Annotated in this window: 15 protein-coding genes and 1 pseudogene; 9 read left to right on the top strand and 7 right to left on the bottom strand. The window is 68.3% G+C overall.

Going from position 1 to position 15,332, the window contains the following annotated elements:
* Positions 1-40: 40 nt before the first annotated feature.
* Positions 41-870, bottom strand: a protein-coding gene (locus Scani_RS19330; protein ID WP_159482224.1) for an IS5 family transposase whose coding sequence is annotated in 2 segments (ribosomal slippage) — positions 41-558 and positions 558-870 — 831 coding nt in all. Because the reading frame shifts where the segments join, the coding sequence is not laid out codon by codon here.
* A gap of 107 nt (positions 871-977) precedes the next feature.
* The gene (locus Scani_RS19325; RefSeq protein WP_159477897.1) at positions 978-1,517 is read right to left on the bottom strand and encodes an RICIN domain-containing protein; all 540 of its coding nucleotides are present in this window, start codon (positions 1,515-1,517) and stop codon (positions 978-980) included.
* Between the two features lie 422 nt (positions 1,518-1,939).
* Here Scani_RS19325 and Scani_RS19320 point away from each other — a divergent pair, with 422 nt between their 5' ends.
* The 3 genes from Scani_RS19320 (at position 1,940) to Scani_RS19310 (ending at position 4,791) form a co-directional block, all read left to right on the top strand.
* Positions 1,940-2,458, top strand: coding sequence for a toxin-antitoxin system HicB family antitoxin (locus Scani_RS19320; RefSeq protein ID WP_159477894.1), 519 nt, complete (start codon positions 1,940-1,942; stop codon positions 2,456-2,458).
* Positions 2,459-2,549: 91 nt separating this feature from the next.
* Positions 2,550-3,395: a DUF4097 family beta strand repeat-containing protein gene (locus Scani_RS19315; RefSeq protein ID WP_159477891.1), complete on the top strand. Its 846-nt coding sequence runs from the start codon at positions 2,550-2,552 to the stop codon at positions 3,393-3,395.
* Between the two features lie 169 nt (positions 3,396-3,564).
* A complete protein-coding gene (locus Scani_RS19310) occupies positions 3,565-4,791 on the top strand; it encodes a cytochrome P450 (RefSeq protein WP_159477888.1) in 1,227 nt (408 codons plus the stop codon).
* A gap of 227 nt (positions 4,792-5,018) precedes the next feature.
* Here Scani_RS19310 and Scani_RS19305 read toward each other — a convergent pair whose 3' ends face one another.
* A complete protein-coding gene (locus Scani_RS19305) occupies positions 5,019-6,023 on the bottom strand; it encodes an AraC family transcriptional regulator (RefSeq protein WP_246296018.1) in 1,005 nt (334 codons plus the stop codon).
* A gap of 101 nt (positions 6,024-6,124) precedes the next feature.
* Between Scani_RS19305 and Scani_RS19300 the strand changes: the two genes are divergently transcribed.
* Positions 6,125-6,928: an alpha/beta fold hydrolase gene (locus tag Scani_RS19300; RefSeq protein WP_246296017.1), complete on the top strand. Its 804-nt coding sequence runs from the start codon at positions 6,125-6,127 to the stop codon at positions 6,926-6,928.
* Between the two features lie 351 nt (positions 6,929-7,279).
* Here Scani_RS19300 and Scani_RS19295 read toward each other — a convergent pair whose 3' ends face one another.
* Positions 7,280-7,714, bottom strand: a complete 435-nt coding sequence (locus Scani_RS19295; protein WP_159477882.1) for a hypothetical protein — start codon at positions 7,712-7,714, stop codon at positions 7,280-7,282.
* A 785-nt stretch (positions 7,715-8,499) separates the two neighbouring features.
* On the opposite strand from Scani_RS19295, the gene Scani_RS19290 reads away from it, so the two are divergent.
* The 4 genes and pseudogenes from Scani_RS19290 to Scani_RS19275 all read left to right on the top strand — a co-directional run bounded on the left by Scani_RS19290 (position 8,500) and on the right by Scani_RS19275 (position 12,014).
* Positions 8,500-9,276: a (5-formylfuran-3-yl)methyl phosphate synthase gene (locus Scani_RS19290; RefSeq protein ID WP_159482222.1), complete on the top strand. Its 777-nt coding sequence runs from the start codon at positions 8,500-8,502 to the stop codon at positions 9,274-9,276.
* Between the two features lie 14 nt (positions 9,277-9,290).
* Positions 9,291-9,547 (top strand): annotated as a pseudogene (locus Scani_RS19285) (aldehyde dehydrogenase family protein); the annotation flags it as partial.
* A gap of 2 nt (positions 9,548-9,549) precedes the next feature.
* The gene (locus tag Scani_RS19280) at positions 9,550-10,653 is read left to right on the top strand and encodes an NAD(P)-dependent alcohol dehydrogenase (protein WP_159477879.1); all 1,104 of its coding nucleotides are present in this window, start codon (positions 9,550-9,552) and stop codon (positions 10,651-10,653) included.
* A gap of 311 nt (positions 10,654-10,964) precedes the next feature.
* On the top strand, positions 10,965-12,014 hold the full coding sequence (locus tag Scani_RS19275) for a class I SAM-dependent methyltransferase (RefSeq protein ID WP_159477876.1): 1,050 nt from the start codon (positions 10,965-10,967) through the stop codon (positions 12,012-12,014).
* A 202-nt stretch (positions 12,015-12,216) separates the two neighbouring features.
* Here the strand turns inward: Scani_RS19275 and Scani_RS19270 are convergent, their stop codons facing one another.
* Positions 12,217-12,642, bottom strand: coding sequence for a pyridoxamine 5'-phosphate oxidase family protein (locus Scani_RS19270; protein WP_159477873.1), 426 nt, complete (start codon positions 12,640-12,642; stop codon positions 12,217-12,219).
* A gap of 308 nt (positions 12,643-12,950) precedes the next feature.
* On the opposite strand from Scani_RS19270, the gene Scani_RS19265 reads away from it, so the two are divergent.
* Positions 12,951-13,568, top strand: a complete 618-nt coding sequence (locus tag Scani_RS19265; RefSeq protein ID WP_159477870.1) for a hypothetical protein — start codon at positions 12,951-12,953, stop codon at positions 13,566-13,568.
* Positions 13,569-13,738: 170 nt separating this feature from the next.
* Here the strand turns inward: Scani_RS19265 and Scani_RS19260 are convergent, their stop codons facing one another.
* Positions 13,739-14,245, bottom strand: a complete 507-nt coding sequence (locus tag Scani_RS19260) for a DinB family protein (protein WP_159477867.1) — start codon at positions 14,243-14,245, stop codon at positions 13,739-13,741.
* 42 nt (positions 14,246-14,287) lie between these two features.
* Positions 14,288-15,109 carry a GNAT family N-acetyltransferase gene (locus Scani_RS19255; RefSeq protein ID WP_246296016.1) on the bottom strand — a complete coding sequence of 274 codons (822 nt, stop codon included), beginning with the start codon at positions 15,107-15,109 and terminating at the stop codon, positions 14,288-14,290.
* Positions 15,110-15,332: the final 223 nt, after the last annotated feature.

Raw genomic sequence — 15,332 nt, 5'->3', positions numbered from 1 at the left:
TCGGCACAGGGAATGGCGCAGCTAGGTTCTGTCTCTTTGGTCATCGTCGTGCCCAGATGAGGATGGCGGCGAGGTGGAGTGCGGCCTGGTAGGCGATGGTGAGCTTGTCCGTTCGCATGGCCAGGCCGCGCCACTGTTTGAACCGGTTGATGCATCGCTCGACCGTGTTGCGCTGCTTGTATGCCTCGGCGTCGAAAGCGGGTGGGCGGCCACCGGTGCGGCCTCGCCGCAGACGGTGACCGACCTGGTCGGACGGCTGGGGAATGACTGCGCGGATCCCGCGGCGGCGGATGTGCTTTCGGATCGCGCGGGATGAGTAGGCGCGGTCCGCCAGAATGGCCTCCGGCCGAGTCCTCGGTCTCCCGGGACCGCTACGCGGAACACGGATGCCGGCCATGACGGTCTCGAAGGCTGGCGCGTCACCCGCCTGGCCTCCGGTGACGTGGAGGGTCAGAGGCCGTGCACGGCTGTCGCTGGCGAGGTGGACTTTGGTGCTCAGGCCGCCGCGGGACCGCCCGAGCGCATGGTCGTCAGGTTCGGCCCGGCCCGGCGCCCCTTTTTCCTGGCGCCGGCGGCGTGCTGGTGGGCGCGGCAGACAGTGGAGTCCACTGACACGGTCCAGCAGATGTCGTCAGCGTCGTCGGCTGGCGTCAGGAGCGCAGTCAGGATCTGTTCCCAGGTGCCGTCCACGGCCCACCTGATCAGTCGCTTGTGAGCGGTCTGGTACGGGCCCAGCTCGTCCGGAAGGTCCCTCCAGGGCGAGCAAGTTCGGTACTTCCACGCGATGGCCTCAAGGGTGCGGCGGTGGTCGGCCCACCGCCGCCCGCGGACCGGATCGGCTGGCATCAGCGGCTCGATCCGGTCCCACATCGCATCAGTGATCACTAAGCGGACAGACGCATCCGATCAACTGACCAACCGATCAAAGAGTCACGCGCTAGGGGATCGTGCCACTGCGGGTGAGCAGCGGCGCGGCCTCACACGAAGACGATTGTGAAGCGCTGAGAGTCAGACCTGTTGCACGCGTCGCCCTCGATCCTGGCTCCGTCGTTGCCGCCCGTCACGGTCCAGCAGAGCCCCATGGAGAACGACCTGAACCCGGTGCCCGGCTTGCCGTACTCGCCGAAGTAGGTGAACCGCTGATGATAGGAACCATCCCTGCACTGCTGCTGGATGATCGGCCAAAAATGCGTGTTGCCTTCCGAGGCGCTGCCGATAGTCAGGCACTTGTCCGTGAACGTCCTGAGCACGTGAACCGGGTCCGCGACGCCGAAGTTCATACTCCTGAAGCGCTGGGCAGCCACATTCTGGCACCGGTTCTGTTCAAGCACAGCGCCGTCGCTGGTGCTCTGGTTCCTGATGGTCAGGCACTTGCCCGTGGAAGTCTTGATCTGGATGGTGTGGTAAGCCGGGTACGCCTGCGCGGGCTGAGCTGCTCCGATCATGGAGGTAAGGCCTGCTACGGCGGCGACGGCCACCGCCGATCGTCGCAGAGACCTCATCATGTTGCCGATCACGTGGCCTCTTCTCCTTCGTGGGACGTGCCAGCTCGCACACTCGCCGCTGGACAGCACCGCCCAGACTCCCCTGCCGACGGTATGAGAAAACCGCAGACCGTCCGGTGTGGCCGATACCCGACGCGCCGGTCACGCCCAAGGGTGAACTGAACTGATCAGTTCCGGCCACCCGCCCACACCATTCGCGGGATGCTCGGTCCGTCAGAGCGTCAAGGAGACACGCCCTAGGCGCCGTCAGGCGTTTCCGGTGCCGCCCGGCGTCATTCCACGCTTGTGAGAGCGAATGAGCACGTGTGGCACCACAATGACTCAGGTCGACCCCTCCGCCTTTCGCCAGCTCAGGACGCCCTTGCTCAAGCCGATGCCACGTAGGGTGCCACTCGACCTTGCGCATGGCGCCACGGTGGTGCCATGATGACGTCATGGACCTCACTCCGTATGTCGACACCCTGCGTCGCGAACTCGCGGTGGCCGCCGAAGCCGGCGGTGAAGATGCCCGCGAGCTGGCCGAGCGGCTCACCACTCCGCTGGAGTCGGCGACCCGTCTGACCATGCTCAATGTGCTCTCCGCCGCGATGGACGAGATCACCCGCGAGCTCGCCCCCGGCTCGGTCGATGTACGGCTGCGCGGCCTGGACCCCGACTTCGTGGTGACGCTGCCGCCCGGTGACAGCGGCCACCAGGAAGCAGCGGCCGGACCCGCCGAACCGCTCGCGGCGCCGCTGCCCGTGGAGGGCGACGACGGGGGCACTGCCCGCGTCAATCTGCGGCTGCCGGCCCACCTCAAGGCGCGTGCCGAGGAGGCCGCGAACCGCGAGGGCCTGTCGGTCAACGCGTGGCTGGTGCGCGCGGTGTCGGCCGCCGTCGAGGGGGGCACGCGGCCACGTGCGACGGAGAAGGCCCACACCGTCGGACAGAACTTCAAGGGCTGGGTGCGCTAGCCGCACCCGCCCCGCTCACCCCGCACCACTTCACCCACATCACGTCCCCGCCAGCGGGGACGCCCATGAGACTCAAGAGGACGGGACAGCCATGCCTTCTTTCGACACTCCCGAACCGATCTCGGTCACGGCGCACGTGGAGGCCGGTTCCATCCAGTTCACCGCGGGCGACCGCCCCGACACGGTCGTCGAGGTGCGGCCCCGCGACCCGCAGCGGGAGGTCGACGTGCGGGCCGCCGGGCAGACCGAGGTGACGTTCGCGAGCGGTGCCCTGACCGTCCGGACGCCCAAGCAGCGCTATCTGCTCGGGCGCACCGGCACCGTCGACGTGACGGTCGACCTGCCCGCCGGCTCGCGCATCGACACGACCGGCGCCTGGGCCCAGGTGCTCGGCGAGGGCCGGCTCGGCGAGGTCCGTGTGAAGACCTCCTCGGGTGATGTGCGCCTGGACACGACCGGGCCGCTGCAGCTGACCGCGTCGCACGGCTCGATCACCGTGCATCGCGTCGAGGGCACGGCCGAGATCGCCACCAGCTCCGGCAGCCTGCGCGTCGGCCTCATCGACGGACCCGCGACCCTGAAGAACTCGCACGGCACCACGACCGTCGGCGCCGCGACCGGGGAGCTGCGGGTGAGCGGCGCCAACGGCGACATCGACATCGTGCGCGCCGAGAACTCCGTCTCCGCGACCACGGCGAACGGCACTCTGCGCGTGGCCGAAGTAGCCCGCGGAAAAGTCCAGTTGGAGACCTCCTACGGCGCCATCGAGATCGGCATCCGTGAGGGCACGGCCGCCTGGCTCGACGTCAGCTCGGGCTCCGGGCAGGTGCGCAACACGCTCACCGCGTCCGAGTCCCCGGAGAAGGCCGAGGACACCGTCGAGGTCCGCGCCCGTACCCGGTACGGCAACATCGACATCGTCCGCGCCAAGCCCTGAGCGCCCCGCGCGCCCCGCACCCTCTTCAACTCGCCTCATATTTTGTGAATTGAGCCTTACGGCGGAAGGGACCTCACGCGCGCGCCTGCGTCATGGCCACGCCATGACAGCCCGGGTCCACAGTCGCCCGCCGCCGTCCGGCCGCACTAACGCCACGAGAGGAATTCCGATGAGTCAACCGGTTCCCGTCCCGAACGGCCTCCCGATGGAGCGCGACGCGGGCCCCTTCGACCCGCCCCGCGACATCACCCGGCTGCGCGAGGCCCGCCCCGTCAGTCCGATGCTCTTCCCCGACGGCCACGAGGGCTGGCTCGTCACCGGCTACGACGCGGTCCGCCAGATCATGGCCGACACCCGGTTCAGCTCCCGCCAGGACATAGGTGTTGTCCACGTGCCGTACGAGACCCCTGGTATGCCCGTCGCGACCCAACCGTCCCCGGTGCTGCCGGGCGTGTTCATCGCCATGGACCCGCCGGACCACACCCGGCTGCGGCGCAGGCTCACCGGCGCCTTCACCGTCAGACGCATGAAGCAGCTCGAAGAGCACATCGTCGACGTCGTCGAGCGGCAACTGGACGAGATGGCGCGGCTGACCCCGTCGGTCGACCTGGTCAAGGAGTTCGCGCTGCCGGTGCCCTCGCTGGTGATCTGCGAACTGCTCGGCGTCCCCTACGCGGACCGGGAGACCTTTCAGGTCAACTCCGCCAAGTTCATGGTCAAGGACCAGACGCTCGAGGAGAAGATGGCTGCGTACAACGCACTGAACACGTACCTCTGCGAACTGGTCACGCGCAAACGGGCCGCTCCCGGCGACGACATACTGTCCGACCTGGCACGCCAGGACGACCTCACCATCGAGGAACTGACCGGGGCCGCCTTCCTGCTGCTGCTCGCGGGCCATGAGACCACCGCCAACATGCTGTCCCTCGGTACCTTCGCGCTCCTGGAGCACCCCGAGCAACTGGCCGTACTGCGCGCCAACCCGGAGCTGATGCCCGGTGCCGTCGAGGAACTCCTGCGCTACCTGTCCGTTGCGGACATCTTCTATCGCTATGCGACGGAGGACCTCGAACTCTGCGGTGAAACAATCGCCAAGGGATCGACCGTCGTGGTCTCGCTGCTGGCCGCCAACCGTGACCCCGAACGCTTCGACAATCCCGACGCCCTGGACATCCACCGCAAGGCCCGCGGTCACCTGTCCTTCGGCCACGGCATCCACCAATGCCTCGGCCAGCAATTGGCCCGCATCGAGATGCGCGCGGGTTTCGACGGACTGCTGCGTCGCTTCCCGACCCTCGAACTCGCTGTTCCCGCTGACGAGGTGAGGCTCAGGACCGACATGAATATCTATGGCGTCCACGAACTGCCCGTCACTTGGACGGAATCGGCCCGCTGAAGCCGTCGGTCGAGCGCGTCACCTGTGTGGGAACGCGCCTTTAGGTCCTCCCGTGGATCAATCCGGTGAGCGGGGTAGCCCAACGGAATTCCACGGGACAGGCCCTGGTCGGGTACGACTGCTGTGCAAGCGGGTCGGGGGGCGTCTAGACGACGGGGTTGCCGGGCTGTCTCACGCCGCGGCGCTGCCTTGCCAGGGAGCGACCGACGGTACATGGGCCACGACCCTCACCCTGGCTCCTGGAACACCGACGCCCGCCGCGAACTACCTTGGAGTGCCTTGCCTTCATGCGGGTTCTGGCGGTGAGGGCTGTCGATCGGGCCGGGGTGGAGGGTCGCTGTCCAAGAGGTGGGAGCCAGGCCCGTCTGACGTCGGAAGAACGTAGTGAAGTTGCCGGTGTCGCGGAATCCTAGGCGGTGTGCACAGCTGCCGACCGGGAGGTCGGTGTGGGCGAGCAGTCGTTTCGCTTCGAGCAGGATGCGCTGGTCGAGGAATGCCTTGGCGCCGGTTCCGGTGGCGGTACGGGTCGCACGGGTGAGTGTGCGTACGTCGTAGCCGAGCGCCTGTGCGTAGTCGGCCACGTGGTGCCGGCGGGTGAAGTGTTCCTCGACCGCGGTGCGGTAGGCGTGGAAGATCTCGAGCTGCTGGCTTCCGGTCGTGCCGGGGGAGAGCGGTGTGGACGTCCTGGGCAGTACGCGCAAAAGCAGTGCCGCCAGCAGGTGGGAGAGCAGTGCGGAAGACGCCAGACGCGGAGATTGCACTGCCGTGTGGTGCTCACGGTCGAGGTGCTCGACAGCCAGCACTGCGAGCGGAAGGGCCTGGGACGGTAGGCACCAGCAGGTGGGTGAGGTGACGTCCATGCTGTCGAGGCCGGGGTCGGGCAGAAAGCCGGGCTGAAAGAGGATCAGGGGGCCCTCGAGACGATCGACATCGCTCCATCGATGCACCGCACCGGGCCTGATCCACACGATGCTGCCCTCGTGCAGCCGATAGCGCTGGAAGTCCGCCTCATGGGCGCCGCTTCCCTTGGTGATCAGGGCGAGGACGTGGAAGTCGGGGCGCTGCAGTTGTGTACGACGCCCTTCGGTATCTGCTTTTCGCAGCGCGGCAAAGCTGAGAACCTCCACACCGTAGGTGGCTCCGACGGCGGGAAGATACCGCAACTGCCGCACGACAGGGTGTCCGTTATCCACAAGAGGTCGGTCTCTTTTCGCCAAGGAGAAGGGTTTCACCGGAATAGCGTCGTTCCGTACCTGAAGGCAGGTGGAGCGCCCGGCTGGGCGAGTGCCCGCGGGGCCTACCGCCTGTCGCGACATCGAGGAGAGGCGCGGAAGTGTCGAATACTACAAAGACCGTGGCCGTGGCGGGCGGCTCCCTGGAGGTCCGAATAGGTGGCGAACGCAGCGCGCCCACGTTGGTGTTCGCGCACTACTGGGGCGGCTCCGCCGGCACATGGGACGAGGTCGTCCGTCGTCTGCCGCCCCAGCAGGCGACGGTCCGCTTCGATCAGCGTGGCTGGAGCACCTCGCGTGAGCTACCGGGGCCGTATCACCTCGACCAGCTCGCCGACGACCTCGTTCGCGTGGTCGAGGAATGCGTCGCGGGCCCCTTCGTCCTCGTCGGTCACTCGATGGGTGGCAAGGTCTGCCAATTGGTCGCGGCACGGCGTCCCGCCGGACTGATCGGCTCGGTCCTCGTCGCGCCCGCTCCCGCGCTGCCGGCCGCGGCCGTCACGGAGAAGTACCGGCAGGACCTGTCCCACGCCTACGACTCACCCGAGTCCGTCGGACAGGCCCTTGACCATGCCTTGACCGCTGTCGCCGTGCCGCAGCGGGTACGGGATGCGGTCGTGCGAGACAGCCTTGCCGCCTCGGACGACGCCCGCACGGAGTGGCCGCTGCGGGGAATCGGACAGGACATCAGCAGAGAAGCCCGCCGCATCGAAGCCCCTGTGGCTGTGCTGGTCGGCGAACAGGACAAGGTCGAGCCGCCCACAGTGCTGCGCGAGTGCCTGCTGCCCTACGTTCCGCACGCGACCATGACCACCGTTCCCGGCGTCGGCCACCTGCTCCCCCTGGAAGCGCCCGAAGCGGTCGCCAACGCCCTGGGCGACTTCCTCACCAGCGTCCACAGCTGAGTGCCGCCCCCTCCCAGGCACCACCTGCACGTACGTCTCCGACTGGGCATCCGCCAGATGTCGCGGGAACCGACCAACGGCCACACCGAGGCCAGGCCCCTGCAAAGGATCGCAGTCGGCTGTCCGGGTTCGAGGGGGAAGTCCGAGGGTTGTTTTTCTCGTACTGAGGAAACTCGCCCTCCGCCGTGTCACCGGGGAAGCCGGCATGCCACCTCGTGCGGATGTGAACCGCCGCACCACGTGAGCCCAGGTTCGGGTGTCCGGTGTGCCACGCCGCCCGGGGTGATGTCCGGTCGTGGACGCGGCGGGGCCCCGGTGCGCCGCACCGGGGCCCGCAGGGGAGGTAGGGGGTCAGAACGTCCAGGTGGTGTACCACGTGGCCTGGCTGGAGGGATGTGCCAGGTCGGTGGCGACTCCGCTGAGGCGGCCGTCAGCGCCGCGGGAGCCTATGTAGCGGCCCGTCGCGCCGTCGTTCCAGGCTATGACGAAGTAGACGTAGGAACCGTCCACGAATCCCTGCGCGATGGTGCCCGTTGTCGCGCTTCCCGTCCTGGCTATGCCGGTGAGATTGCCCTGGGCGTCCTGGGTCACGGAGAGCGTGGCGTTGGCCGAGTTGCTCTGGTACAGGGTCCAGATCCCTCCGACGTTGAAGTCGGCTGCGGCCGCCTTGGCCACCGATGCCGTGGAGGGCCGATGCGTCGCGGCCTGAGCGGCGGGTGCGGCGAGAACGGTGCCACCCAGTGCGATGGAGAGAGCCACGGCGGCCGGGACGAGTCTGACGCGCATGCGGATTCCTTTCCTAAAAAGGCTATTTATGCGGCATAGGGCCTTCTGTGGAGACCTGAGCTTCGCAGGAGCGGTCGTTCCCAACCAGGCGAGAACCGGTCATTGGCGGACATGCCGGCGGCCGGAAAGTGACATGAAGGGATCGAGCCCGTAAGGGATATGACGGCAAAGTCCGTCGGGTGGCGGGTGGCGGGTGGCGGGTGGCGGCCCTCGGCCTCGAGGAACGCGTCTCTCGCCGAGTGAGCGGCGCTGTGCTGGTGCGCGGACAACCATTGGGAGCACGGACTGTGCGTAGCGCCGGCTCGGCGAGGTGGTCCCCAGATGGCACTGCCCGACAACTCATCAGATGTCTCGTCGGCGGGCAAACCGCTCGGGAGCATCGAGTCGGTCCGAGTCGAGACCGAGGGCTACCTGTTGGGCAGTCAGCAGTCAGCAGTCAGCGGCCAGTCAGATGGTCAGGAGTGACGATGTGCCGAACGACGAGTTGAGCGACGAGCCGGACCGAACTCGACGCGGCCCGGGCGACGAACCGGGGCCTGGCGAGACCTGACGAGGCCTGGTGAGACGTGACGAGACCGGGCGAGCGTCGAGTGTGTGGCATCGGGTGCACCTGCGCGCGGCCGCTCCGAAGCGGCGTAGACGGCGTGTTGGGGGGCGTGGACAGGCCACGGTAATGACCCGTTCGGACTCCGCGCGCCCTGCCGAGGGCCACGGGCCGCGGCAATGATGAGCAGACCGCACGTGATCCAGGCGACGCCGCACACCTGCCCTTTTGGCAGATGGACATGCAGTGGAAGGAATTCACGTTGTTGCTTCTCATCTCCCCGGACAGCGTCGAGGAGGCTCTCGACTGCGCGAAGGCAGCGGAGCACCTTGACATCGTCGATGTCAAGAAGCCCGACGAGGGCTCGCTCGGTGCGAACTACCCCTGGGTCATCAGGGAGATCCGCGACGCGGTCCCGGCGGACAAGCCGGTGTCCGCCACCGTGGGAGACGTACCGTACAAACCCGGCACGGTGGCCCAGGCGGCGCTCGGTGCCGCTGTCTCCGGAGCCACCTACATCAAGGTCGGCCTCTACGGATGCACCACGCCCGAACAGGCCGTCGACGTCATGCTCGGGGTCGTCCGGGCAGTGAAGGACTATCGGCCGGACGCGTTCGTCGTCGCCTCGGGCTACGCCGACGCCCACCGGATCGGCTGCGTCAACCCGCTCGCACTGCCCGATATCGCCCGCCGCTCCGGCTCCGACGCGGCCATGCTCGACACTGCGATCAAGGATGGGACCCGGCTGTTCGACCACGTTCCGCCCGACGTCTGCGCGGAGTTCGTCCGGCTGGCCCACGAGGCCGACCTGCTCGCCGCCCTCGCGGGGAGCGTCAAGGTGGGAGATCTCGGCGTGCTGACCCGTATCGGCACGGACATCGTGGGGGTGCGCGGGGCGGTGTGTGAGGGGGGTGACCGCACCACCGGAAGGATTCAGCCGCCGCTGGTGGCCGCCTTCCGGACGGAGATGGACCGGCATGCCCGGGAGTACGCAGCCGCCGTCGCAGCCGCGAGCTGACCGCCGACATGCCGGCCGTCGAGGCGGCCAATGACGCCGGCTTCGGGCCGGGCGGCTCGGAATGGGGGACCGGCGTCGACCGCCTCGACCGGGCCGTGGCGGTAACCGACCGGCTGGAGTGCGGGACGGCGTGGGTCAACCACCACCCCGAACTGGCCCTCGCCCAGTCCTTCGCGGGAGTCGAGCAGAGCGAGGTCGGCGGCACGGCGGGCTGTGGGGGCTTCACGGGAACCTCGGGCCGTTCACCGTTCACTGTGCGCAGGAGGCGTGATGATGAGATTCGGTGCAGCGGTACTGCGCTCGTACGAGAGCCGATTCGCGGTCGAGGACGTGATCTTGAACGCGGGGCCGGACGACGGCGAGATCCTGGTCAAGATCGCGGGCTGCGGGGTGTGCCGCACCGATCTCGCGGTCCGGCGTTCGGCGGGCCGTTCACCGCTGCCGGCGGTGCTCGGCCACGAGGGGGCCGGGGTGGTGGTGGAGACGGGCGGCCCGGACACCGGCCTGGGCGTCGGCGACCATGTCGTGCTGAGCTTCGACTCCTGCGGACACTGTCGGAACTGCCTGGGCGCGGCCCCCGCCTACTGCGACTCCTTCGCGTCGCTCAACCTCTTCGAAGGACGCAAGGAGAACGCGGCACGGTTCACCGACGCGGCCGGGGGCGGACTGGCCCCGCGGTGGTTCGGCCAGTCCTCGTTCGCCGAGTACGCGATGGTCCCGGCCCGCAACGCCGTCAGGGTCGACCCCTCGCTGCCCATCGAACTGCTCGGACCGCTCGGCTGCGGCTTCCTCACCGGTGCCGGAGCCGCCTTCCACTCCTTCGGCGTCGGTCCCGGCGACACCCTCGCGGTCTTCGGCGCGGGAGCGGTGGGCCTGGCCGCGGTGATGGCGGCCACCGCCGCCGGGGCAGTGACCGTGGCCGTCGACCGGCATCCCGAACGGCTGGCCCTTGCCGAGCGGCTCGGCGCGATTCCGCTGAGCGCCGCATCGGCCGATCTGCCCGACCGCGTTCGGCGACTGACCGACGGCGGCGCGCAGTACGCGCTGGACACCACGGGCGTCGCCCAGCTCATCAATGATGCGCTCCGGTCCCTACGCCCGACCGGCCACCTAGCTTTGGTGGCACGGCTCCACACCGCGCTGCCGCTGGAACCGGGGGCACTGGACCGGGGCCGGAAAATCTCCCACCTCTGCGAGGGGGACGCGGTACCAGGCCTGCTGATTCCGCGGCTGATCGGGCTGTGGCAGGCCGGACGCTTTCCGTTCGACCAACTGATCCGTACGTACCCGCTCGCCGACATCAACGAGGCCGAGCGCGACTGCGAGACGGGCCGCGTGGTCAAACCCGTCTTGGTCCCGGAAGGGAGGGGCGGATGAGCGAGCCGGACAACGTCATAGCTGCCCATGCGTCCCACGTCCCAACTGCCCATCCGCTCAACTCTGATCGTCGGCCATCTGGCGGCCGGCCACGGCCCCCGCACCGCCGTGGCCGGCCCGCGCGGTGACCCGCCCCACGCCGGACCGGCCGGACTGATGAACCGGGTGAACCGGGCTGCCGCAGGGCTGCGCGCCCTCGGATGTGCCCCGAGGTACCGGTCGCCCGGAGCTGCAACGCCGCGCGCTCAGCGCAGATTCACCCTTCGCATTCCTCTCTTTTCGGGGTCTCTACTCGCGCCAACGGAGGACACATGGTCAGCACGGAGCATCGGAACACTGACGTGGAAGGCGTGGAAGGCGTGGAAGGCGTGGAAGGCGTGGAAGGCGTGGAAGGCGTGGAAGGGGGCGTCGGCCTGACCGCTCTCCTGGTCGCCGCGGCACGGGCGATCGAGACCCATCGCCACGACAGCCTGGCACGGGACGTCTACGCAGAGCACTTCGTGCTCGCCGCACCGGCGTCCGCGGACTGGCCGGTCCGCATACAACAGGTACCGGACGGGGACGCGAACCCGCTGTGGGGGCGATTCGCGCGTTACTTCGGTCTACGCACGAGGGTCCTCGACGACTTTCTCCTCCGGTCGACACACGCAGGCGCCTGCCAAGTGGTCCTGCTCGGGGCAGGGTTGGATACGCGGGCGTACCGACTCGACTGGCCTCCCGGCTGCGTGATCTTCGAGATCGACAGGGAAGACGTGCTGGAGTTCAAGCACAAGGTGCTCGACGGGCTGTCGGCCGCCCCGAAGGCAGCGCGTGTACCTGTCCCGACCGATCTGCGTGCCGACTGGGTCGGGGCGCTGACCGACGCCGGTTTCGACATGGCCGCACCGAGCGTGTGGCTGGCCGAGGGGCTGCTGTTCTACCTGCCCCACGCCGTCGAGAGGCACCTCATGGACACGGTGGACAGGTTGAGCACGGGGGGAAGCGCGCTGGCGTACGAGGTCAAGCTCGAAAAGGACTTGCTGAAATACCGTGACAGCCCGCTCTACACCTCGACGCAACACCAGATCGGCATCGACCTGCTCAACCTGTTCGACGGAGAGCCGCGGCCCGACTCCGTAGGTGATCTGGAGGGCAAGGGCTGGTCCACGTCGGTTCACACCCCCTTCGACTTCACCCGCCGGCACGGCCGCGGACCGCTGCCCGAGCAGAACGACGCGCTGGAGGGCAACCGGTGGGTGTTCGCGAACAAGCCGCGGGAGGGCGGAACGCGACTGGCCGGCAAGGCACCCGTCGCTGTTGCCACCCTCGCGGCCCCGACCCCCATCCAGGCACCGCCGGCCGCCGCCGACGAAGCGATCTGAAGCCACCAGGTCAAGCCGACGACATCCTGAAGGGACACCGGCATGGGCGCCCGCTTCAGGGGCAACGCAACGCCCTCGCAACGGCTCCGCCGACGAGGCTGGTCCCGGCAGGCTCGGATGCCTTCACACCGAAGGCTCGGACGGTCCATGAGCTCTGGTCCCTTGGCGGGCCGGGTGGGGGCGCCGCGTGGCGGATCCTTCGTCAGAAGGCTCCCAGGTCGGCCGACACCCAGTGTTCTGGCTGCATGTAGAGGAGGAGGTGCTCGCCGAGGTGGGTCTGGTCGTAGGCGACGAAGTCGGCGACCTTGTCCTCCGGAAGGTACCGCGCAGCCATCTCCCAGGACCGCTCGCGGCTGTCCGGCGCCGTTCTGGTCACCGGTCCCTCCACCGACACATAACGCACCGTCGGCTCGGTTCGCTGCACCATCAGGCTGAAACGTCCCGCAGCCCGAATCGCTCGCGCCTTCCGAGAATCAGGCCCGGTACGCACCCACAGTTCGCCGCCAGGCGTGTAGTGGTACCAGATGGGAACCGTGAGCGGTGCGCGGTCCGGCCGTTCGATCACCGACAGTGCACCGATATGAGGTTCCGCCAGAAAGCGCTCTCGTTCTCCCATGGACAGTGTCATTTACCCGAGCCTAGATGATGAGTCCGATATTTCTGCGCTGTGCACCCGGTTCGCCGGTTCTGGGGCGCGGCCGACGCCGACTACGGCTCGGCTACTACGCGTCACGGCAGAGGACCGTTCGCCCGGCGGTGTAGATCGTCCGCAACATCCGCAGCGTCCTCATCGGCGATCGCTGATCCCCCTGCGCGGCAGGCCCGACGTGCAGCTGCCCGTGAGCAAGGACTCCTAGACCTGCAGGAATGCACCCGTGGGGGCTTGTTCGAGAACCCGGTCGCGGACGATACGACTGACCTGCGATGGTGTGCGCCATGGAAGCTGAACCGAGCGGCGGTCCCGCGCGCCACTATGACCGGGGAGGATGGCTGGTCCAGTTCACCGGCCACCTGCTCGTGGTCTGTCCGTGCTGTGGTGGCTGCGCACTGGTCCTTCCCCGACCTGGCCTCCCTGAGCCCAAGTACTTCAGTGAGCTGCTGTTCCTGCCACGTCGACTGGCTTGCCGGGGGTGTGGCGCCGTCGCCGATTGGCAGCCTGAAGTGCGGGGTGCCGGACTGGTCGCGGCGAATCCTGGTGGCACGGAAGACCCGTTTTTCCGACGGCCTCTGTGGCTGCAGACCCGCTGTGCCGGTCAGATCCTGTGGGCGTACAACGAAGATCACGTCACCGAGCTGTCGGACTATGTCGGTGCCACGATGCGCGAGCACGGGGCGAGTCCGACGAGGGCGATGATCCCGCGGCTGCCACGGTGGATGAAGAGCTCAGCCCATCGCTCCGACGTCCTGGCCGGCCTGGAGACGCTACGCGTTCTCGCCAAGCGGCAAGCCCCCGATGATCGGTCCGATGCCGCGTATGCGCGTGGCGACCGTCCTCAGCACTATGGGGCCCTGTATTTCCGGGGCGGCCCTTACGAGAGCGAGCCTGCGCGCTAGGGAGCGTCTTGTCGATCACTGGTCGAGTCAGACGAGGGTGATCGCGGCGAGGTAGCGGTCGGGGTGCTTGTCGTAGCGGGTAGCGATGTCGCGCCATTTTTTGAGCTGGCATCGGCACTGTCACCATCGCCTCGAGCCGACTCCGGCTGCGCCCATGATCCTCGCCGGATCTAGTCGCCGGTCATGCCGTCGAGCATCTCGCGCAGGATGTCCAGGTGGCCGTTGTGGCGGGCCGTCTCCTCGGTGAGGTGGAGCAGGATCCAGCGCAGGTCGACGTGGAGGCCGTCGCGGACGGCTCGCCGGGCCTGCTTGTCCAGGCCGTTCCCGGCGACCAGTTCGCGGTAGCGGGCGCTCTGTTCGGCGTATTCGTCGAGCAACTGCGTGAGCGGGAAGTCGACGGCGATACGCATCTCGCGGTCGGGGTCCTCCTCGGTCCAAGGGCCCTGGTCTTCCTCGCCGAGGAAGACCACCTGGAACCAGTAGTACTCGACCCAGCGGAGGTGGTTGATCACTCCGCTCATGGTCATCAGCGGTGAGCACGGCAGGAGCGCCTTGCGGGCGTTCTCCGCAGAGACGCCGTCGCACTTGGCGCGGGCGGTGTCACGTGCATAGTCGAGAAACGTGGTGAGCTGGGTGCGCTCGTCCCACGCGGGCGGCGTGTCGTCGATTCTGGTCATCGCGCGAAGCGTCCCCGATCACCGCGACCGATGTCGAGGCATTTATCGATCCGCCGGAGAAGCCCCCTGGGACCGCAGATCGATGCGGAAGACCGTGGAGCTGTGCCGGACCGTCATGCCCACCTTCAGGTACAGGTCGAGTGCTCCGGTGTCCGAGTGCGTCCAGAGTGTGCAGGAACGTCGGCCTGCCCGGTAGAAGGCGAGGAACGTATGGCGCAGCAGGAGTCGCGCGATGCCCAGGCCCCGGTGGTCGTGGCGCACCGCGACCTGTTCGATATAGCCTTCGTCCCTCTCGGGCAGGTCCAATGACAGTGCGGCACCGACCAGGTGACCGTCGTCGAAGGCGAGCGGCGAAAGGGCGGGCGCGAAAGTGGGCCGGTCGATGATGTGCTTCGCCCACTCCGCATAAGACTGGCGCCGCTCCTGCCACTCATCGAATGCGTCCATCACCAGCACATGCGTGGCGGGCTCGTCGCCGGGACGCAGCGGCCGGACCACGATGCCGGATGGTGGTGCGGGCACCACCGGTTCGTCCGGCATGGAGTACTCCAGCAGCCAGGCCGTCACGAGCGGGGCGTACCCGCGTGAGCGCAGCAGGGCAACGGCGCCGACGTCGCCGTCAGGGACTGTCTGCACGATGCCCTCACGGCCCGCCTGGAGGCCCCGGTCCCCGGCCCAGTCCAGGAGCGCAGCACCCAGGCCGCGGCCACGATGGTCCGGGTGCACGTCGACCTCGGAGCGCCGATCCTCCCAGGCCCACGCGGCCGGCCGGCCGCACCGGTCGTGGACCAGTACGGTGTCCGACTCCGGGACGAGTCCGGGGCGAGCGAAGACAGCGGCAACAGCCCCGGCATCGGTCTGCACCCGGCCGTACAGTGCTCTCTCACAGGCCGCTACCAACGTGTGAATCGTACCGATGTCGTCGGCAGTCGCAGGGCGTGAACGGTAGCCGGGCGGCAGCACCGGGGCGAGTAAGGGCATCAGACGACCGTAGAGCGACACCGATCACGCCGTCCAGCACCCTGACCACCTCACGAGAACGTGCGACGACGGCGCGACCGCCGGACAGGCCCCAGGCCGTTTCGTT

The organism is Streptomyces caniferus, from assembly GCF_009811555.1.
In the GTDB taxonomy this organism is placed as follows: Bacteria; Actinomycetota; Actinomycetes; order Streptomycetales; family Streptomycetaceae; genus Streptomyces; species Streptomyces caniferus.
Note: the sequence above shows the minus strand (reverse complement) of the source record. Positions and strands in the feature narration are given on the sequence as shown.

Excerpts from the sequence above, each read along its gene's own strand:
- Scani_RS19320 (WP_159477894.1), top strand. The coding sequence starts at position 1,940 with ATGGACCTCACTCCGTATGTCGACACCCTGCGTCGCGAACTCGCGGTG.
- Scani_RS19315 (WP_159477891.1), top strand. The coding sequence starts at position 2,550 with ATGCCTTCTTTCGACACTCCCGAACCGATCTCGGTCACGGCGCACGTG.
- Scani_RS19310 (WP_159477888.1), top strand. The coding sequence starts at position 3,565 with ATGAGTCAACCGGTTCCCGTCCCGAACGGCCTCCCGATGGAGCGCGAC.
- Scani_RS19295 (WP_159477882.1), bottom strand. The coding sequence starts at position 7,714 with ATGCGCGTCAGACTCGTCCCGGCCGCCGTGGCTCTCTCCATCGCACTG.
- Scani_RS19290 (WP_159482222.1), top strand. The coding sequence starts at position 8,500 with ATGCAGTGGAAGGAATTCACGTTGTTGCTTCTCATCTCCCCGGACAGC.
- Scani_RS19280 (WP_159477879.1), top strand. The coding sequence starts at position 9,550 with ATGAGATTCGGTGCAGCGGTACTGCGCTCGTACGAGAGCCGATTCGCG.
- Scani_RS19275 (WP_159477876.1), top strand. The coding sequence starts at position 10,965 with ATGGTCAGCACGGAGCATCGGAACACTGACGTGGAAGGCGTGGAAGGC.
- Scani_RS19270 (WP_159477873.1), bottom strand. The coding sequence starts at position 12,642 with ATGACACTGTCCATGGGAGAACGAGAGCGCTTTCTGGCGGAACCTCAT.
- Scani_RS19265 (WP_159477870.1), top strand. The coding sequence starts at position 12,951 with ATGGAAGCTGAACCGAGCGGCGGTCCCGCGCGCCACTATGACCGGGGA.
- Scani_RS19260 (WP_159477867.1), bottom strand. The coding sequence starts at position 14,245 with ATGACCAGAATCGACGACACGCCGCCCGCGTGGGACGAGCGCACCCAG.